Here is a 19,167-nt window from a genome sequence, read left to right as displayed (position 1 = left end):
GTTCGACGCCGACGGGACGGTCGACGTGTCAGGTGAGCCTGCGGCGTACGGTGGCCGACAGCCGGTCGACGGCCACGATCAGCACCAGGACGACGAGGATGTGCGTCAGCATCTCGTCGAACTTGAAGAGCTTGATCGACTGGTTGATGAGGAAACCGATGCCGCCCGCGCCGACCAGGCCGAGGACGAGTGAGGACCGGACGTTGACGTCGAGCCGGTACATGAGCAGCCCGGTCAGCTGGGGCGTCACGGTGGGCAGCAGGGCGTGGGCCGCGATCTGGATGCGGCTCGCGCCTGCTGAGCGCAGGACCTGCACGGGTCCGGGATCGGCGTCCTCCAGCGCCTCCGCCCAGAGTTTGCCCATCACGCCGACGTTGTGGAGCAGCAGGGCCAGGACGCCGGGGAACGGCCCGAGGCCCACGGCGGTGACGAAGATCAGGGCGAACACCACGTCGGGTACGGCGCGCAGGAAGGACAGCAGGGAGCGGGCGGCCTGGTAGACGGCTGCCGACGGGGCGGTGCCGCGGGCGGCGAGGAGGGCGAGGACGAGGGAGAACGGTATGGACAGGGTGGTGCCGAGCAGCCCGATCCACAGGGTGACGAGGGCTCCCTCCAGGCTCGGTCGCAGCACTTCCCAGCTCAGGTCGGGTGGGATGGCCTCGCTCAGGAAGTCGGCCATGCCGCGCCAGCCTTCGGCGAGGGCTCCGAACGACATGCCGGTGGTGTCCCACGCGACCAGGTGAGCGGCGACCACGACAGCGGTGATCACCACGCCCACGGCGGCGGTGCGCGGCCTTCGGGGCTTTGCGGGGACGGGGAGTCTGCGCACGTCGAGGGGCAGGGTCATGAGGCGGCCTTCACCGTCGTGGGCTGGTACAGGATGTCGACGTTGTCCTGCGGCGGACCGTCCAGGGCCACGCGGCCTTCCCGCAGGCCGACGACGCGGTCGGCGTGCCGTGCGGCGAGGGAGGGCTGGTGCAGGACGGCCAGCACGGCGAGGCCCTCCTCGTGGGCGAGTTCGGCGAGCAGAGCGAGGACCTGTTCGGAGGCGGCGGGGTCCAGGGCGGAGACCGGTTCGTCGGCGAACAGCACGCGGGGGCGCTGGCACAGTGCCCGTGCCACCGCGACTCGCTGCTGCTGTCCGCCCGAGAGGCGCCCGGCACGGTCGTGAGCCCGGTCGGCGAGGCCCACCCGGTCCAGGCAGGCCATGGCTTCCTCGCGGAGTTCCTTGGGGAAGAACGTGGGGTGCAGGGAGTGGTGCAGCGGGAGGCGGCCGAGGGCGCCGGCGCACACGTTGTCCAGGACGGTGCGGCGCCGGACGAGGTGAATGTGCTGGAAGACCATGGCGATGTCGAGGGGATCGCAGGTTGCTCCGTCGAGGGCCACCTCGCCGGCCGCCATGGGCTCCAGGCCGGCGGCGGCTCGCAGCAGGGTGGACTTGCCGGAGCCGTTGGCTCCCAGGACGGCCAGGAGTTCGCCACGAGCGACGTGGACGTCCACGCCGTGCAGGACCTGCCGGTCGCCGTAACGCACGGTGATCGCGGTCAGGGTGAGCATCAGACGTCCTTCTCGGTGAGCTTGAGCGTCTCGGCGAGGTCGAAGAGGGGCTGGTAGGTGTTCTTGTCGACGGGGACGAGCGGTGCGGGCGGGTCGACGTCGAGAAGGGCGCCGATCTCGCCGACCTTGTCGGCGGGCAGGTTGAGCAGCGCGTCGCGTACGGCCTTCTTGAACGCCTTGTCGTGGTCGCCCCGGACGGTGATCGGGTCGTTGGGGATCGGGTCGGACGTCCAGACCTTGCGAAACTTCGACGGGTCGAAGGTGCCGGAGTCGGTGGCGCCGGCGAGCTGCTGGGAGTTGATCTCGGCAGCGTCCACGGTGTCATTGACGAGAGCGAGGAGCGCTTCGGGGTGGCCGCCCGCGTAGGTGACCTCGACGTCGCTCTTCTTCAGCCCGGCATCGACCAGGGCTTGGCGGGGCAGGGCGTCGCCGGAGGTGGAGCCGACGGAGCCGAGCGCCAGGGAGTGGCCGCGCAGCTCCTTCACCGAGGTGACCTCGGAGTCCTTGGGCACCCAGATACCGGCCGTGTAGCTGGAGAGGTTGCCCTTCGTGTCGCCGAAGGAGGCCAAGGCCTCGGCTCCGGCCCGTTTGTGGGCGAAGACGTAGCCGAGCGGGCCGAAGATGCCGACGTCGAGCTTCTGGTTCTCCATGGCGAGGACCGCGGCGGCGTAGTCCTCGGTGACGGTCAGCTCGACCGGGCAGTCCAGGCTCTCACCCAGGGCCTCGGCCAGGACCTTGGCGGCGGGGGTGAGCTTGGCGGGATCCTCGAACGGCTCGACACCGAAGCGGATCTTGCCACCGGGGCAGGAGGCGGACTCGGGCTTCTCGGCACTCTGTCCGCATGCGGACAGGGTCAGAGCGGCGACGACGGTGCCGACAAGGGAGAGGCGACGCAGGAACACGGTGAACTCCGGGGGAGGGGTGAGCCGAGGATTCGGCAGCGGGAGGCGGCGCAGGGCGAGCGACTCTCACCGGGCCGGCGACAGCCAGTTTTCGGCCATCGCCGACCCGGGTCAAGCCTTGTATGTACAAGTCGTGCACTGTTCATCTGGCGGTCGCCCGCCGGTTCGGCTGTCAGGCGGGATGCCCCAGTTCTGTGGCGGTGCGGGTCACTTCGAAGATTCGACGGCCGTCACGGTTGATCCAGGTCGCGGTCAGGGTGGGATCGCTCACGGTGGTGTCGGCGACGAGCTTCAGGAACACGTGGGGTTCCACCGCGCTGTGCACCAGGTGCGGGCTGGGCACGTTGAGACTGGGAATCGTGCTGCTGTGCATGGGGCTGACGATGAACTGCCACAGGTCGTACCCGACGCGCGGGCCGTAGTTCAGAGCGCGTGAGACGTGGATGTCGCCGCTGAGCAGGAAGCAGCCGGGGATCTTCTCGGCGGCGACGAAGTCGAGGATCGCGTCCTTCTCGTACTGGTAGGTGGCCCAGTCGTCGGACTCCGCGTTGCCCTTGTCGTCCCAGATCATTCCCGAGGCGATGGCCTTGAACGTGGCGGTGCTGGCCCGCAGCCGGGCGCGCAGCCAGTCCCACTGCACCTCGCCCAGGCAGGTCTGCCGGGTGGCGTCGGCCCAGCTCGGGCCGGTTCTGCTGAACCAGCGGGGGTCGAGGAGGAAGACCTCCACGGGGCCGCGGCGGAAGGAGGTGTACACCCCCAGACCCTCGGTCCTGGCCGTCAGACGGGTGCCGTCGGCCGCGTGGCCGAAGGAGGCGTTGGCGCGGTAGTCGACGAACGCGGTACGCGTGTTCTTCTTGCCTGCGAAGCCTCCGCTGGTGTCATTGCCGCCGAAGTCGTGGTCGTCCCAGGTCCCCCAGACCGGCATCGAGGCGGCCATGCGGGCGATCTCGGGCTGGGCGAGGAAAGCACGGTGTTTGGTGCGGGCGACGGCCAGGTCACCGGAGTCGACGTAGGGGGTGTCACCGAGCAGGACGAAGCTGTCGCAGCCCTCGTTCACGACGCGGGTCCAGATGGCGCTCGGGGTGGAGGGGGCGCAGGAGCCCATCCCCATGGTGACCTTGGCCGGGGCTCCCGCCGGTGGGGAGGTGGTGAACGAACCGGTCAGTGCGGCGAAGCCGGGTGCGGCGCGCTGCGGGGCGACGGTGAAGTCGTAGCGCGTGCCGGCCTCGAGGCCGCTCACGTCCACCAGCAGGGTGTCGTCGTTGGCCGGGGAAGACGCGCGGTGACGGTGGTCGACCAGCCGGATGCGGCCCGGACCGTGCAGGTCCAGTCGGTGTAGAGGGCCGCGTCCAGGCCAGGACGGGCCCACAGGCGGGCGCTGCCCTCGTCGACGTGACCCACCAGGGGTCCGGTCGGGGGCTGCGGCGGCATGGGGGTGGGGACGACCGCCGGCGCGGTGCCCGCGCGCACCCGTCCCACGTATGCGGCCAGAGCGGTGAAGAAGGTGACGCTGTCCCGCAGGGCGGACGCGGGCTGCACGGACGAGCCCGCCGCATCGAAGCACTTGTCGAGCGTGAGGCTGGAGACCAGGAACCGGCCTGCCCCGTGCGCCCCTTCCAGGAGACACGGCGCGGAACCCACCGCCGTACACGCCATCAGCACGCGCATCGCCCGCCAGGAACCCACCGTCTCCCAGCTGACGCGGATACCCGCGGCACGGCCCGTCAGCACCCGGCCCGAGACCACCGGAAGGGCCGCCACCAACGGGTGGTCGGCGGCGAACGGGAAGACCGTGTCGAAGTCGGCGTCGGTACGCACCGCACCCAGCGCCGAGGACAGGTAAGGCACCGCGGCGCCGAACTGGTCTGACTGCGCAAGATCGAGGACCACGCCCCCGCCCGCCGCGAAGTCCCGCAGAGACGCGGCGTGCTGACCCACGTAGGACGTGTAGCGCGCGTCGTTGTTGGTAAAGCTGCCGAACGCGATGAGGTCCACGCTCTGCGCCGTCGCGGGCCGAGACAGGTCCAGGGCCACCACCTGGAATCCAGCGCGCCGCAGCACCTCCGCCAGCCCCGTGGCCTTGGTCCAGGGATCCGCGAACTCCAGTACGGCGGCCCGCGGCCCCCCGGGGTCGGCTGCCGCGGTCGGGACGGATGCGCCGGTGACCGCCGCGGTCAGCGCCGCCACACCGCCGACCATCAGGGAACGGCGCCGGAATGCGTCGTTGATCATGTTTTCTTCCATGCGGCAACCGTCGCAGCGAGAACGGCGGACACACAACCACTTATATCTACAAGTCATGCGCTGTTCATGTCGGGCCACCGGCACGACGGTCATGCGCCGTCCACCTGTAGAGTCAGGTGCATGAGGGAGCCCTTGCACCGCACCGTCGCGGCCGAACTGCGTCGACGCATCCGCAGCGGAGCGATCGCCGTCGGGCACCCGCTCCCCTCGGAAGCCGACCTCTGCCAGGAGTTCGCCGCCTCGCGCGGCCCCGTCCGCCAGGCCCTCGCGGCTCTGCGCGACGAGGGACTCATCGGCGGGGGCCAGGGCAAGCGCGCCGTCGTCCTGGACGCCGTCCCCGCCCAGCCCTTCGAGTCCTTCCTCTCCTTCACCACCCGCGCCGAAATCACCGGCCACGTCCCCGGCCAGCGCCTCCAGGAGATCGCCCTGCGCCGCCCCGACCCGGCGGTCGCCGCCGCCCTCCAGATCGAACCCGGCACCCTGGTCGTCCAACTGCTGCGCCTGCGCCTGCTGGACGGCCACCCGGCGATGCTGGAGCGCATGACGTACACCGAGTCCGTCGGCCGCCCCCTCCTGGACGCAGACCTCGACGCCGGCTCGATCTACGCCCTGCTCACCGAGCGGGGCGTAGACCTCGCGTCCGCGCGCCACACCTTCGACGCCGTCACCGCCGACACGACCGACGCGGGCCTCCTCGAGGTGGACGAAGGCGCTCCCCTCCTGCGCGAGCGCCGGCTCACCACCGACTCCCAGGGGGTGCCGATCGAGTGGTCCGACGACCGCTACCGCCCCGACGTCGCCACGGTGACCGTCACCAACACCCGCAGCACTCGCACCGCCATGCTCTGACAGCCCCGAGCCGTGCTCATACCGGCAGGCCGCGCCCCGGCGCGACCGCCTGGCGCGGTGCTCCTCCTCGCCGTGCCGCCTCGAAGGCCGCGCCGACCTCTCCCAGCGCGTAGCGCCCCTCCACCAGGCCGGCGAAGGGGAACGAGCGATGGTGGGCGGCCAGAAAGTCCACCGCCCGCTGCAGGTCCACAGGACGGTAGTTGTGCACGCCGGCGACCGTGTGCAGCCCTCGCACCACCCGCTCGGGGTCCACTCCCACCGGCTCGCCCGGGGATACCGACCCCACCAGGACGGCTGTCCCGCCCACATCCAGGGAGTCCAGGCACACCTGCACGGCCGAGGACTGGCCCGAGAACTCCAGCGCCACGTCCACTTCCACGTCGGGTGCCGAGCCGTCGAGCACGCGATCGGCACCGAACGCCTGCGCCTGCTCGCGGCGGGCCGGATCGGGATCGGCGGCGATCACCCGGGCCCCCTCGGTCGCGGCCATGGCCACAGCGGTCAGCCCGAGCATGCCCGCCCCGGTCACGAGCACCCGCCTGCCCTCCAGTGGCCCCGCCGCCGCCAGAGCCGCAGCGACCGTGGCCGTCGCGCAGGACGCCGGGCTGGCCACCACGTCCGGCACCCCTGCCGGTACGGCGACCACGGCCGTACCCGACAACACCACACAGTGCGAGGCGAAGCCGCCCGTCAGGGGGGCATCCACCAGCAGCGGCTCGTGGCCGTACTTGCGCAACCGACGGCACTTCTGCGAGAGCCCGCGGGCACACCGGTCGCACGAACCGCAAGAACTGATGACCGACCAGACGACGCGCGTCCCCGGTACCACCGGGGTCCCGTCCACACGGACGACACCGCCCTCGCCGACGCCCACCACCGTGCCCACCTGCTCGTGCCCGAGTACCGCGGGGGCGGGCGAGCTCCGTCGTCCCGTCACGGTGTGCAGATCACTGCCACACACGGTGGCCATGTCCACACGGACCAGCAATTCACCAGGTCCGGGAAGACGGGAGACGGGCTGCTCCACCACCGCGAACGGGAGTCCCACGCCGTCCCACCGGGCATAACGGGCCAGGATTGAGTCCTTCGAATACCTCATGCGCGAAAGGTGTCACGGGGGACGCGCGCGAGCCAATACTTATCAATACAAGTTGATCCGATGTTCACCTTGCTCCCCGCCTCATGTGCGCGGTGAAGCTCCGCCGAGTCCCCTGCGACAGGTGCCGCCCGCGAGCGAACCCGGCGGCTTGCCACAGCGCCGTGCACGGGAACCTCGTCGGGCAGCAGAACCTGACCCACCGGCGGCACCGCCCGTTGTGGCACGGCCGACGGGCCCTATTCGCAGGCGACCCCGTCTCCGTCGCGGTCCAGGTGCCGTCCGTACCCGGGGTCGCCGGCACTGATGGGTGCGGCGCCGGCGGCGCGGACCGCGGTGCAGTTCTCGTAGTACGCCGACGCGTTTCCCGGGCCGCCACTGCCTGCGTCGTCCTCTTCGCGGGGCACTGGCTTCTTCTCGGGTTTCGGCTGCGGTGGTGCTGCTGTGACCGTCACCCGCACCTTCTTGATCTTCGTGACCGTCGGGGCCGGCTCCGGACTCGCGGTGACCGTGACCCTTGCCGTCTCCGTCACCGTCACGGTCACGGTCGGGCCCGGCTTCGTCTTCGCTGCGGCTGTCTGCACGTCCTGCGGCTGTTCACCGGTAGTGCCGATTCCCACGCCCAGGACGAACAGTGCGCCTGCGGCGGGGAGGACGACGCGCTTCCGCGCCCACCGTGGACCGCCGGGCGGAGGAGACGGGGCCGGCGTGACCCCACCGCCCTGCCCCCAGCCGGACTGACGCGACGGGTGTTGCGGGCTGTTCCAATCCATGGTCCCCCCAGGTTGCCTCGTGGAGGCATGAACATAGCGAGCTGGACAGCCACGGAGGATCCACTTCTTCCGTTAGTGACGGAGTTGTGATCAAACAGCGGGGGAGGAGTAAAGGGTGAACGATCCCGTGGCCGTGGAGCGCCGCCAGTTCCTGGGTCGGCATGAGGCGTCGGCAGGCGGATCGGTCAGGCACTGACTCACGGCCGCAGCGTGCGCGCGCCACGTGCTCCGCGCCGGCCGAAACGTATGGGACCGTGTCCTGCACGGCGGTCGAGGGCGTGCTGCGAAAATCCGGTGAGATCCCAGCGGGATCCTGCGACCCTGGGCGCATGCCTCGACGCATCATGTTTGTGCAGCTGAAAACGGGTTTCGACACCGACCGTGGGCCCTCGTGGATCGGGTGGGTGGACTTTTCGAAGACGTGGGGGACCGCGAAGTTCCACGGGCGAACGTTGCGCCGTGCAGGGGGGATGTTCGATGCCAACTTCTACGACATCGAGACCAGCGAGGAGTTCTGGGTCTCCGGTCCAAAGCGGGACCGTGCCGACACCCGCTACGCCCCCTCGGACCCTGAGGTCGAGCCGGAGGCGGCCGATGCCTATGAAGCCTTCCTGAACGGCGCGCCTTTGCCGGGCCGGGAGAACGGCTAGCGTCTGGAAGCACATGTGCCGGGTCGGAGCCATTCGTTGGGACGGCGACCAGGAGCCGATGCCGGGCGGCGGCACTTCCACCGCCCGGCCGGGCTCGGACGCGTGGGATCAGCGGTCGCCGCCGTGGAAGACGCAGCCGACCGTGGCGCCGCTGCCCATGCTGACGACCCCCACCGCCGGATCGGCGCTGCCTCGGACGAAGCCTCCCGCGTAGCCGTCGTCCTCGGCGCCGCGTGCGCTCAGGTAGAGGCCCCAGTTGAGGAAGAGTTCCCGCACGCCGCCGGCGCCGTCGGGAAACGGCTCGGCCGTGGGACGTACACGGCGCTGGAGTACGAACGGGCCGTCCATCGCCGAGGCGACCCTGCTCTCCCACTCGGCCGGGTCCACCGTCCAGCCGGCGGTGATGCCGTTGCCGCCGTGCAGCAGCGTCGGCTTGAGGATCAGCTCGTGCTGGTGCCCCAGGGCGTGGGAGAGCAGGTCGACCCGGGTGCCGCCGGGATCCGTGGCGCGGGGGCGCACATACCGCGTCCACGGCAGGATCCGGTCGAGGCACGCCAGTTCGGCGGCGTCGTACCGGTCGCGGTGCTCCTCGTCGGAGAGCATCGCCAGCGTGCCCTTGTTGCCGTACAGCTCGGCGTCCAGCCGGCTGAACAGGCCGAGCCGCCCCTGCTCGACCGCGGTCAGCAGCGGTTCCAGCTGGGCCGCCGCGGTGGGGTCGGTGAGGTCTTCCGGCAGGAAGTACCGGAAGACGACGTCGACGGTTCGGCCCGAGGCCGTCGGGCGGCCGTTCGGGTACGTGATCGAGCCGAGGTCGCAGGCGATCCCCTCGACCCCGAAGTCGGCCAGCTTCTCGGCGAAGACCCGGAGTCGAGGTCCCACGACGGCGAAGTTCTCCACCGTGTCCACCACGGCGACGACGGGGGCCCGGCCGGTGGGGATGTTCGCGGCGCACTCCGCGTACATGGTCCGCACCATGTGGCCCAGCGTGTCCTCGTAGCGCAGTCCGTGCCGCCGTACGAACTCCTCGAGCGGGGGATAGGCCAGCATCGCCCGGTTGATGTCCGCGTTCTCGAAGCCGCCGAGCGCACTGGTGATATTGAATTCGAGAAGCTTGAACCCCGTACCGTCGTGATAGAGATCGGCCCGCCCCAGCGGGAGGAGCGACCCGGTCCGGGCGCTCCGCGTCATCAGCGCCGACTGCGAAGGTTCCAGGCCGACCGCCTCGGCCAGTGCGGGAACGCTTCCGCCGAACCCGCGCTCCGGCAGCGAGCGCAGCAGCCCGTAGACCGTGTGGAGGTCTCCCACGAGGGTGCGGAGCTCACTCTCGCCGAGGAAGGCGGGGCCGATCAGGAACCGGTCCTGGTACGCCAGTCTCAGCGTGGCGGACTCCAGGGCCGCGGCCGTGGGACGGCCCGTCGGACCGTTCCGCGCGAGCTCCTCCCCGTACGCGTGGCCCAGCCGCGACCGGGGAGGGGTGCGCGGACTCGTGGTCGTCGTCATGGGGTGTCCCTTTCCGGAATGGGCACGTTCGGTACGGTCCCGCGTGCGGTGCGGTGCGGTGCGGTTCAGGGGGCTGGGGTGTCCGGTGCCGGTGCGGACCGGGGAGCTGCCGTGTTCGGTGCGGCCGTCCCGCGGCGCGCCGGACGGCTGCCCGCTCAGTCCGTTTCCGTCGTGCGCGGAGCCGGGTCGGCGCGGGTGATCCACCGCCGGCGGGCACCAACGAGGAGTCCCGCCGCGACCACCGCCATGACGACCGCGCCGGCCCCGAACACGGCCCGGGTGCCGACCTCCGCGGCGACGAACCCGCCGGCCGCCGCACCGACGGGCAGTCCGCCCCAGGCCACGAGCCGGTACACACTGTTCGCCCGCCCGAGCAGGTGCTGCGGCACCAGGGTCTGCCGCAGCACGACCACGACGACGTTCCAGGTCACCGTCCCACAGGCAAAGATCGCGAGGGCCACGCCGGCCGCGTACATCGAGGGCACGGCGGCGAGCACCGTCTCGCTCGTGGTGATCAGGACGGCGGTGGCGACCAACGCACCTTCCCGGCCGAGCCGTTCCGTCAGCGCGGGCGCGAAGCGTGAGGCCAGAACGGCTCCCACCGCCTGGCAGGCGAGCAGGACGCCGTACCCGAACGGACCCAGGCCGAGCTCCTTCCCGCTGTGCACCACGAGGACCGCGAGCATCGCGCTCCCGGCGAGGTTGATCAGACAGGACACCAGGGCGAGGCTGCGCAGCAGGTGATGCGAGAACAGCCATCTGGCGCCGGCCAGCATCTCCGACATCACGCCTGACCTGTCCGGTGCGCGCTCGACGGCCCTGGTGCGGCGGATGCGGCTGATCAGGACGGCGGAGCACAGGAAGGTGGCCGCGTCCACGCCGAAGGGCAGGGCTGTCGCCACACCGAACATCAGCGCGCCGAGGAGCGGACCGATGAAGCCGGTGCCGGCCTCCTGGGCGGCCATGATGCGGGCGTTGGCGGTGGAGAGACCCGCCTGCGGGGTGATGAAGGGGACGAGTACCTGGGCCGCGTTGCGGCAGAGGACCTCGCCGACGCCGAGCAGGAACATACAGACGTAGAGCAGCGGCAACCCGCCCCAGCCGCCGAGGATCCCGAGGGTGAGCACCGCCAGCAGGACGGCGCGGCCGACGTCGACGCGCACCATCATCGCCCGGATGTCGATGCGGTCCACCAGCAGCCCCGCCGGGATGCCGAACAGCAGGAAGGGCGCGGTGAAGGCGACCGAGGCCGCGCCGATCAGGCGGGGGTCGTCGGTCAGACGGGTGGCCAGCAGGGGCGCTGCGGCGATCGTGGCCCCGTCACCGAGCGACGACACCGCGGCGGACCACCACAGCCGGGAGAAGTCACGTCCCAGGACGGGCCGTTGTGCGTCGGCCTTGTCGGTCGTCGACGCGGTCATGAGCGCGCGTGGCAGCGCAACCGGCAGTACATGGCCTCCCCCTTCGATGTGGCCGCCCCGCCGTCGACGCCCCACCAGCCCGTCGTCGTGCGCCGAGACCCGCACAGCCAGGTGCACGGGGTTCCCGAGAGTAGTCGGCGTCCGCGGTGGAGTCGAGAGGAAGATCAGGTCCTGCGGGGAAAGGCAGGTATCCGGCGCTCATGTGTCCGGGAGGAGCCGCCGAGCGCCTCCCCCGAAGATCAACCCATGCACGAATGAGGGGGGTTGTGTCCTGCGGTCTTCTGATATGTTCACCGCCGCTGGGCGGGTGAATCGGCGGCCGGCGACGTGCGTGCAGGGGAGGACATGCCGTCAATGGGGCTTCAACACACCGAGTCAAGCCTCCGGTTCGCGCTCACGGCCGATTGTTTCGGCGCGACGACATGCGGCCGGTGATCCCTCGTCCTCCCAGCGCGACCGCGCATCGACCCACTGACGCCTCACCTCGCGGCAGCCGACCGGCACAGACGACTGACCGACGGCCGTCCGGGGCACGCAGGAGAGGCGGCGTGAGCGACCGCGTCGGCACACGGTCCGGAACGGACGGAGATCCCGGTGAGGCACCTGGCCGCCCGCGGCCAGGACCGCCACGGAGCAGCCGCGCGCAGATGGAAGGGTGGGAACAACGTTCATGAGAACCTACGAACCCGACGCGGCGAGACAGACGACCGGCGGCCGCCGTCGCTGCTCACAGCATCCGCCGGCCCCCCGCCTCCGGCGCCCCGGAGGCATCCGTTGAGTCTCGCGGCGCGCCTGACGAACGCCCGTCCGGACATCGTCGAGACCGTGACGGTCGCCGTCATCGGCACCGGGGCGATCGGGCGGGACCTGGTCAGCAAGATCGACCGGTCGCCCGGGCTGGACTGCCGGCTGGTCGCCGGGCGCAATCCGGAGTCGGCGGGCCTGCGGTACGCCGAGAGCCTCGGCTGCGCCACCACCGCCGCGGGCATCGAGGCCGTACTGGCGGCGCCGATCCCGTTCGACGTCGTCTTCGACGCCACCAGCGCCGCGTCCCACCGGGCCCACTGGCCGCTGCTGGAGCCGCTGGGGACGCTGGTGATCGACCTGACCCCCAGCAAGGTCGGGCAGATGGTGGCGCCCACCGTGACCGGGGTCGCGGCCGAGGCCGCGCGCAACGTCAATCTGATCAGCTGTGGAGGCCAGGCGTCCGTTCCGGTCGTGCACGCGCTCGCGGCCCGTTTCCCGGTGACGTACCTGGAGGTCGTGTCGACCGTGGCGAGTGACGTGGCCGGCCGAGCGACCAGGCTGAACCTCGACGAGTACGTGACGGCCACCGGTCACGCCGTGACGACGTTCTCCGGCGTGCGTGACGTCAAGGTGATCCTCAACATCAGCCCGGCGGTTCCGCCGGCCACCTTCCGCACCGTCATCCATGCCCGGGTGCCCGACGCCGACGCGGCGGCGGTGCGAGCGGTGGTCGACCGGGCGGCCGAGCAGGTGCGGTCCTTCGCCCCCGGGTACGAGGTCGTCGCCTGCACCGCCGCCGACGACCTGGTGACGATCGTCCTCAAGGTCACGGCGCACAGTGACGTCCTGCCCCCGTACGCGGGGAACCTCGACATCATCAACGCCGCCGCCGTCATGGTCGCCGAGCAGTACGCGGCCCGGCCGGACCGGGCGTCCCGGACGGGGGTGTCGTCATGAGACAAGTGGTGATCCACGACCCGACGTTGCGCGACGGTCAGCACGCCGTCCGCCACCAGCTGGGCCTGACCGCACTGCGCCGCTACGCGGAGGCGGCGGACGCGGCGCGGATCCCGGTGGTGGAGGTCGGCCACGGCAACGGTCTGGGCGCCTCCTCGTTGCAGGTCGGGCTTGCCGCGGCGACCGACGACGAGATGCTCTCCACGGTCCGCGAGGCGCTGAACCACAGCCGGCTGGGCACCTTCATGCTGCCCGGCTGGGGCACCTCCGACGACCTACGGCGGGCGATCGCCCACGGGGTCGACGTCTTCCGCGTCGGCGTGCACGCCACGGAGGCGTCCCTGGCCGAACATCATCTGGGCTTCCTCCGGGACGCGGGCGCCGAAGCCCACTGCGTCCTGATGATGAGCCACATGGCCTCCCCGGACGAGCTGGCCGAGCAGGCCGCACGGGCCGTCGGATACGGGGCGCAGGGTGTCGGGATCATGGACTCCGCGGGGCACTTCCTCCCTCCCGACGTCACCGCGCGGATCGGCGCCATCGTCGAGGCGGTCGACACCGTCCCGGTGATCTTCCACGGGCACAACAACCTCGGTATGGCCGTCGCCAACTCGGTGGCCGCCGCCGACGCCGGCGCCCTGATCATCGACGGCTGCGCCCGTGGATTCGGAGCCGGGGCGGGCAACACCCAGCTCGAAGTGCTGGTACCGGTGCTGGAGCGGAGCGGGTTCGCCACGGGCATCGACCTGTACGCGCTGCTGGACGCCGCCGACCTCGCCGAGCGCGAACTCATGCCGGCACCACCGGTGACCGCCTCGATGAGCATCGTCAGCGGTCTGGCCGGAGTCTTCTCCGGCTTCAAGCACCGGGTCGTCGAACTCTCCGGGGCCGCGGGCGTGGACCCGCGCGAAGTCTTCTTCGAGCTCGGCCGACGGCAGGCCATCGCCGGCCAGGAGGACCTGATCGTGGACGTGGTGGCGGAGTTGAGCGCCCGCGGGACCGACGGCTGACGCGACATGACACCCGGCGAAGAGAGGAGGACCAGCGACATGGCAGTTCCGCAAGCTGTGCCCGGGTCGAACGGGACAGCGGGGTCGAGATCACCCGTATGTCGTTCGACGAGTTCCTGGCCGTGGGCCCCCGGGGGCTCTACAAGGCCGACCGCCCCGTGGTGATCAAACTGCCGGCCGATGTGCAGGGACTCGGACGGGACGAAGTGGCCGCGCGCCTGGCCGAGATGACCGTCACCCTGTTCACCGAGCCGGGCGACAAGAACCACCCGGGGCGCTGGGAGACACGGGACATCAAGCTCCGCGACTTCTTCGCGGACGAGCAGCACCTGACCAGCACGGACACCTGGCACCGGGTGGTGTCGAACATCCGCAGCAGTCCGGCCGACGTGAACGCCGTCATCGGCTTCGACGCGGAGGAGTTCTTCGGCTACGGCGACAGCCTGTACGCGGCCAACCTGTGGATCAGCCACCGCGGCGTGTTCACCAAGAACCACTTCGACGAGTTCGAGAACTTCAACATCGCGCTGGAGGGCCGCAAGCGGTTCATCATCGCCCCACCCGGCGTTCGGGCCTACTACCCGAGGTCGGTACTGCGGGGGTTCGGCGACAAGTCGAACGTGGTCGACCTCGACGACGTCGACCTGTCCCGCTACCCGAGACTCGCGGCCAAGCTGGCCCAGCGCCGCGACTTCGTCCTGGAACCGGGCCACATGCTCTACCTGCCGCTCGGCTGGTGGCACCAGGCCGAGTCGCTGGGCGAGATGAACATCAACGTCAACTTCTGGCTCAAGTCCAAGAAGATCCTCCACCGGCCGCACGTGCTCGGCGTCGCCCTGTACACGTACGCCTACCGGCGGCTCAAGGGCGTCTACAGCTACAAGCCCACCGAGGGGAACTCCCGATGAGCGAGCGCAGGACCATCACCCCCGCCCACCGGTACCGCAACAACGACAAACTCATCGGGATCGGCAACGCCTTCTGGAACCAGTCCTACGAGAACGGGGTCGCCGGCATCGTCGGCGACCTGGAGGACGGCGTGTTCCACATGCCCGACGGGCATGAATTCGTCAACTTCACCGTCTGCTCCTACCTGGACCTGGACACGCACCCCAAGGTCATCGACGGCGCGGTCGCCTCGCTGCGCCGCTTCGGGGTGCTCGACCACTGCATCCCGCGCACCCGCGTCCAGACCCCGGTGCTGCTGGAGCTGGAGGAGTCGCTGGGCGAGCTGTTCGGCGCGATGGTCATCAGCGCGCTCTCCACCGCCGCGGCCAGCACCGGTCTGCTTCCGATGATCGCCTCGGGGCACCTCGGCAACGGCGTCAAGCCGCTGATGGTCTTCGACAAGAACGCCCACGTCTCCCTGGCCCATGCCAAGCCGAGCTGCGCCGACGAGAGCGAGGTCGTGACCTGCGGCCACCACGACCTCGACTTCGTCGAGGACATGTGCCGCACCTACGAACGCGTCTGCTACGTGGTCGACGGCTCGGACAGTCTCGGAGGCTACGCGCCCGTCGGGGAGCTGGCCGAACTCCAGGAGAAGTACAACCTCCTGGTCTTCTACGACGACTCGCACTCGCTGTCCGCGTACGGCGAACGCGGCATCGGCTACGTACGCACGCACTCCCCGGTGCTCGACGAGCGGACCATCACCGTCGCGACCCTCACCAAGGGGTTCGGAGCCGGAGGCACGGCGATCCTGCTCGACGGCTACCCCGAGGAGACGCGCCGGCTCATCGAACGGTTCGCGGGCCCGCTGGGCTACTCGCAGAAGATGAACGCCGCCGCGGTCGGCGCGGCACTCGCCTCGGCCGAGATCCACCGCACCGAGGAACTCACGCAGCTACAGGGGCGCCTGCGCTCCAACATCGCGCTGTTCGACTCGCTCGTCCTGACCGAGCAGGCCGACAGCACCTACCCGATCCGGGTGGTGCCGATGAGCGACGACACGGTCGTCGAGGCCGCCAAACAGGTCTTCGCGGCCGGGTTCTACACCTCACCGGTGTTCTTCCCGATCGTCGCCCGCGGTACCGCAGGACTGCGGGTCATGCTGCGGGCAGGCCAGAGCGCCGACCAGATCAAGCGGCTCTGCACCGCGCTGATCGAGGCCGGGGCGCGCCCGGCGGGCACCACGCTCCCCGGGGCGGTGAACCGGTGACCGGGGCGGCCAGGGCGATTCCGCGCAGCATCCTCTACACGCCGGCCCTGTCGCCGGAAAAGGTGGTGAAGGCCTGGTCGTACGACGCGGACGTCCACCTGATCGACCTGGAGGACTCCGTACCGCCCGCCGACAAGCAGGCCGCCCGCGCGGTCTGCCGGGCCGCGCTGGAGAAGACGCCGAGACCTGCCAACGTGGCCGTGCGGATGAACGGACTCGGCAGCCTCGCGGGGGTCCAGGACGTCCTGATGCTGGCCGAGGGCCCGGTGCTGCCCGGCATCGTCCTGATGACGATGGTGACCTCGGCGGACGAGGTCGGCCTGCTGCGCCGGATGCTGGCCTCGGCGGGCGCGTCCCCCGAGATCTACGTGACGGTGGAGACGGTCGAGGCGGTCACCCGCATCGACTCCATCGCGCGCTCCGCCGACGGCCTGGTGCTCGGCTCGGCCGATCTGGCCGCCACACTCGGTGTCGACATCAGCTGGGAGTCCATGCTGGCCGCCCGGCAGGCGATGGCGATGGCCTGCGCCCGGCACGGCACGGCGTGCGTCGACACCGCCAACTACCGGCTCGCCGAACCGGCGGTCCTCACCGAGGAGACCACCCGGGCGCGGGCACTCGGCTTCCACGGCAAGGCGACGGTCCACCCGGGCGAACTCGACGTGATCAACCGCCTCCTGCGGCCCCGGCCCGAAGAGCTGGGACAGGCCCGCCGCGTGGTGGAGGCCGTGGCGGCGGCCGACGGCGGGATCGCCGTCCTGGAGGGCAACATGGTCGGCCCGCCGTTCGCCCGCCTGGCCCGCACCACCGTGGCGCGCGAGGACGCCTGGACGAGCCGGTTCGGCCGCGCCGGAGGAACCGCGTGAGCGCGCCGGTGATGGTCCGGGCCGCCGACATGGCCGGAACCCGGCGGATGCTCCGCGTGGTCGACGTACTCGGCGAGATGTTCGTCGACCTGGCCGCCGGCCGCACCCGCTCCCCGGCCCGCACGGTGCTCGAGCACGGCGACCGGCGCGTCCTCCTGGTCAGCCCCGCCGTCTGGGAGCAGCGCGCGGTGGGCAGCGTCAAGATCACCACGCTCACCCCCGACAACCCGGTACGCGGGCTGCCGCTGATCCACGGGATCGTCGCGCTCACCGACCTGGAGACCGGGCAGATCACCGCCCTCCTGGACGGCGCCGAACTCACCGCCGTCCGCACCGGCGCCGTCGCCGCACTGGCGACCCGCTGGTGCACGCCCGACGACGCCGACGACCTGGCGGTGATCGGCGCGGGGGTCCAGGCGCGCGCCCTCGTCCGGGCGGTGACGGCGGTCCGCCCGATCCGTAACCTCCGCGTCCACTCGCGCACGCGCGCCGGGGCCGAGGAGTTCGCCGACTGGATCCGCGACACGGCACCACGGCCCGTCCACGTGACGGTCTGCGCCACCGCGAGGGACGCCGTCACCGACGCGGCGATCATCTGTACGGCCACGTCGACCGACGACGGCGCCCCCGTGGTGGAGGCGGACTGGGTGACCCCCGGGGCGCATGTGAACGTGATCGGCGGTACCCACCCGGACGCCGTCGAGCTCGCCCCCGCCCTGCTGGCCGACGCCGTGACCGTCGTCGAGGACCGGACCGCGGCGCTGGACGGCGCGGGTGAGATCCGGGCCGCACTGGCCGGCCGCCTGATCAAGGCCGAGGACCTGTACGAACTGGGCAGCCTGGTGAGCGGCCAGGTCGACGTCACCGGCCGGACCACGGTCCTGCGCACGGTCGGCATGGCCATCGAGGACACCGCCGCCGCGGTGGCGCTGTTCGAGGAGCGCCGTACGGCCGAGCAGACGACCGGCGGCCCGGCCGCCGTTGTGCCGACAGAGGAGGAAGGGCCGGATGGACACGCATGAGGACCTCGGTCCGGGCCACGGGCACCCGTGGTTTGGCCGCCACCGGCTGAGGCCCGCCGCGTCGGCCGGCGCGATCCGGCGGATGCTGCGGCACGAGCTGAGGGACACCGGCTGGCCGTACCAGAAGGTTCTTCCCGCGGCGCCGCTGGCGATCCCGCGCGCGTCCTACGCCGAGATCTTCCGGGTGAGCGTCGCGCTGGTCGATCTGCTGCGCCGTGCCGCCCTGGAGAGCGGGCGCACCACCGCCGACCGGCTGACCGCCTACGCGATGCCCGCCACCGAGGACCGGCTGTGGGCGCGCGACCCGTTCGTCGAGGAGCGGTACGCCGACTCCGTGGTCCGTCCGGATCTGGTCATCGGGCCCGACGGGCCGCAGTTCCTGGAGTTCAACGTCAGCGGTGCGCTCGGGGGAGTGGTGGAGACCCAGAGCCGTCTGGCGGTGTGGCGCGCGCTGCACGCCGACGAGGAGGGCCGGGCCCCGTTCCGGTCGCCGAGCCCGTTCGCCGTACGCGCCGAGATGTTCCGGTCGCTCAGCGCGGAGTCGGCGGTGGCGCCGAGGGTGGCCGTCGTCGGCAGCGCCCGGGTGACCGGCGTGGAGCGACGGTACTTCGAGATGGAGGCCGACTACTACAACAGCCACGGCCTGACCGCACGCTTCTTCGAACCGGAGGAGCTGTCGGAGGCGTGGGACTGCGCCCCGCACCTTCGCTATCCGGTCGGACTGCGGAACTTCACCATTCCGGACTGGCTCGACGCGGGCCTCGACACCACTCCGGTCCAGGACGCCCTGGACCACGGTTGCCTGCTGGTGGGCACCCAGACATCGACGTTCCTGCACAGCAAGCTCACCATGGGGCTCCTGTCGGAGGGACGGCCCTGGATGACCGAGGGCGAGCGCGGGCTCATCGCGCGGTACCTGCCGTGGACGCGGATCCTCACCGAGCGCAGGACCGACCGCGAGGGACAGCAGGTCGACCTGGTGCCGTTCGTGCTGAAGAACCGTGAGCGGCTGGTGCTCAAGGCCGCGCTCGGGGAGAGCGGACAACAGGTGATCATCGGCCGCGAAACCGATCAGGCCGCGTGGGAGTCGGCCGTCGGTGAGGCTGTGGAGGGCCGCACCAGCGTGGTGCAGGAGTTCGTGCGGCCGGAGACCTGCCGGGTCGCGTTGATCGCCGACGGGGTCGACGAGCCGTACGACGCCGATGTCGCCCCGGTGCTGGGGCCCCTCCTATTCGGCGGCCGGCCGGCCGGGCTGTTCTGCCGGTTCTTCGGCGACGGTTCCGCCGGGATCGTCAGCGTCCGGGGCGGAACGAGTAGCTCCGACAACGTGATGGTGGCGATCTGACCGCAGCACCGCTCGCGCCCCGCCCCGCGTACCGGTGCGCCCGTCCGCGCCGCCCCTGATCGAGCGA

The 19,167-nt window shown here is 71.1% G+C and carries 18 protein-coding genes; 9 read left to right on the top strand and 9 right to left on the bottom strand.

All coding sequences use genetic code 11. From position 1 onward, the window contains the following. Nucleotides 1-28 precede the first annotated feature (28 nt). From phnE to AC3CH1_RS01870, 5 genes are all read right to left on the bottom strand, one after another. The gene (gene phnE / locus AC3CH1_RS01890) at nt 29-847 is read right to left on the bottom strand and encodes a phosphonate ABC transporter, permease protein PhnE (RefSeq protein ID WP_488461231.1); all 819 of its coding nucleotides are present in this window, start codon (nt 845-847) and stop codon (nt 29-31) included. Beyond that, entirely contained in the window at nt 844-1,557 is a 714-nt protein-coding gene (locus AC3CH1_RS01885) for a phosphonate ABC transporter ATP-binding protein (RefSeq protein WP_488461230.1), read from the bottom strand. Before AC3CH1_RS01885 ends, phnE begins: the two co-directional genes overlap by 4 nt. Then, nucleotides 1,557-2,459 (bottom strand): phosphate/phosphite/phosphonate ABC transporter substrate-binding protein, encoded by a 903-nt coding sequence (locus AC3CH1_RS01880; RefSeq protein WP_488461229.1) that lies wholly within the window; start codon nt 2,457-2,459, stop codon nt 1,557-1,559. The genes AC3CH1_RS01885 and AC3CH1_RS01880 overlap by 1 nt, the downstream gene beginning before the upstream one ends. Nucleotides 2,460-2,631: 172 nt before the next feature. Then, on the bottom strand, nt 2,632-3,699 hold the full coding sequence (locus AC3CH1_RS01875; RefSeq protein ID WP_488461228.1) for an alkaline phosphatase D family protein: 1,068 nt from the start codon (nt 3,697-3,699) through the stop codon (nt 2,632-2,634). Beyond that, a complete protein-coding gene (locus AC3CH1_RS01870) occupies nt 3,696-4,691 on the bottom strand; it encodes a hypothetical protein (protein ID WP_488461227.1) in 996 nt (331 codons plus the stop codon). Before AC3CH1_RS01870 ends, AC3CH1_RS01875 begins: the two co-directional genes overlap by 4 nt. A gap of 132 nt (nt 4,692-4,823) precedes the next feature. Here AC3CH1_RS01870 and AC3CH1_RS01865 point away from each other — a divergent pair, with 132 nt between their 5' ends. Further along, nucleotides 4,824-5,552, top strand: coding sequence for a GntR family transcriptional regulator (locus AC3CH1_RS01865; RefSeq protein ID WP_488461226.1), 729 nt, complete (start codon nt 4,824-4,826; stop codon nt 5,550-5,552). Nucleotides 5,553-5,568: 16 nt separating this feature from the next. On the opposite strand, the gene AC3CH1_RS01860 is transcribed toward AC3CH1_RS01865, so the two are convergent. Continuing rightward, nucleotides 5,569-6,651, bottom strand: coding sequence for a zinc-binding dehydrogenase (locus tag AC3CH1_RS01860; RefSeq protein WP_488461225.1), 1,083 nt, complete (start codon nt 6,649-6,651; stop codon nt 5,569-5,571). Nucleotides 6,652-6,887: 236 nt separating this feature from the next. Further along, entirely contained in the window at nt 6,888-7,268 is a 381-nt protein-coding gene (locus AC3CH1_RS01855) for an excalibur calcium-binding domain-containing protein (protein WP_488461224.1), read from the bottom strand. A gap of 482 nt (nt 7,269-7,750) precedes the next feature. Between AC3CH1_RS01855 and AC3CH1_RS01850 the strand changes: the two genes are divergently transcribed. Further along, nucleotides 7,751-8,071: a hypothetical protein gene (locus AC3CH1_RS01850; protein ID WP_488461223.1), complete on the top strand. Its 321-nt coding sequence runs from the start codon at nt 7,751-7,753 to the stop codon at nt 8,069-8,071. A 108-nt stretch (nt 8,072-8,179) separates the two neighbouring features. On the opposite strand, the gene AC3CH1_RS01845 is transcribed toward AC3CH1_RS01850, so the two are convergent. Further along, nucleotides 8,180-9,571 (bottom strand): hypothetical protein, encoded by a 1,392-nt coding sequence (locus AC3CH1_RS01845; protein ID WP_488461222.1) that lies wholly within the window; start codon nt 9,569-9,571, stop codon nt 8,180-8,182. Nucleotides 9,572-9,726: 155 nt separating this feature from the next. Beyond that, nucleotides 9,727-10,992, bottom strand: coding sequence for an MFS transporter (locus tag AC3CH1_RS01840; RefSeq protein ID WP_488461221.1), 1,266 nt, complete (start codon nt 10,990-10,992; stop codon nt 9,727-9,729). Nucleotides 10,993-11,766: 774 nt separating this feature from the next. Here AC3CH1_RS01840 and AC3CH1_RS01835 point away from each other — a divergent pair. From AC3CH1_RS01835 to AC3CH1_RS01805, 7 genes are all read left to right on the top strand, one after another. After that, entirely contained in the window at nt 11,767-12,696 is a 930-nt protein-coding gene (locus tag AC3CH1_RS01835) for an acetaldehyde dehydrogenase (acetylating) (RefSeq protein WP_488461220.1), read from the top strand. Beyond that, entirely contained in the window at nt 12,693-13,706 is a 1,014-nt protein-coding gene (gene dmpG / locus AC3CH1_RS01830; protein ID WP_488461219.1) for a 4-hydroxy-2-oxovalerate aldolase, read from the top strand. The genes AC3CH1_RS01835 and dmpG overlap by 4 nt, the downstream gene beginning before the upstream one ends. 98 nt (nt 13,707-13,804) lie before the next feature. Beyond that, nucleotides 13,805-14,614, top strand: coding sequence for a cupin-like domain-containing protein (locus AC3CH1_RS01825; RefSeq protein WP_488461218.1), 810 nt, complete (start codon nt 13,805-13,807; stop codon nt 14,612-14,614). Next, nucleotides 14,611-15,867 carry an 8-amino-7-oxononanoate synthase family protein gene (locus tag AC3CH1_RS01820; RefSeq protein ID WP_488461217.1) on the top strand — a complete coding sequence of 419 codons (1,257 nt, stop codon included), beginning with the start codon at nt 14,611-14,613 and terminating at the stop codon, nt 15,865-15,867. Before AC3CH1_RS01825 ends, AC3CH1_RS01820 begins: the two co-directional genes overlap by 4 nt. Beyond that, nucleotides 15,864-16,733: an HpcH/HpaI aldolase/citrate lyase family protein gene (locus AC3CH1_RS01815; protein ID WP_488461216.1), complete on the top strand. Its 870-nt coding sequence runs from the start codon at nt 15,864-15,866 to the stop codon at nt 16,731-16,733. The genes AC3CH1_RS01820 and AC3CH1_RS01815 overlap by 4 nt, the downstream gene beginning before the upstream one ends. Beyond that, nucleotides 16,730-17,755, top strand: a complete 1,026-nt coding sequence (locus AC3CH1_RS01810; RefSeq protein WP_488461215.1) for an ornithine cyclodeaminase family protein — start codon at nt 16,730-16,732, stop codon at nt 17,753-17,755. The genes AC3CH1_RS01815 and AC3CH1_RS01810 overlap by 4 nt, the downstream gene beginning before the upstream one ends. Next, entirely contained in the window at nt 17,742-19,100 is a 1,359-nt protein-coding gene (locus tag AC3CH1_RS01805; protein ID WP_488461214.1) for a hypothetical protein, read from the top strand. Before AC3CH1_RS01810 ends, AC3CH1_RS01805 begins: the two co-directional genes overlap by 14 nt. Nucleotides 19,101-19,167: the final 67 nt, after the last annotated feature.

The organism is Streptomyces sp. MGP-P1 (assembly GCF_057766565.1).
The sequence above is the reverse complement of the archived record's forward strand: the minus strand, read 5'-3'. Positions and strand labels throughout refer to the sequence as shown.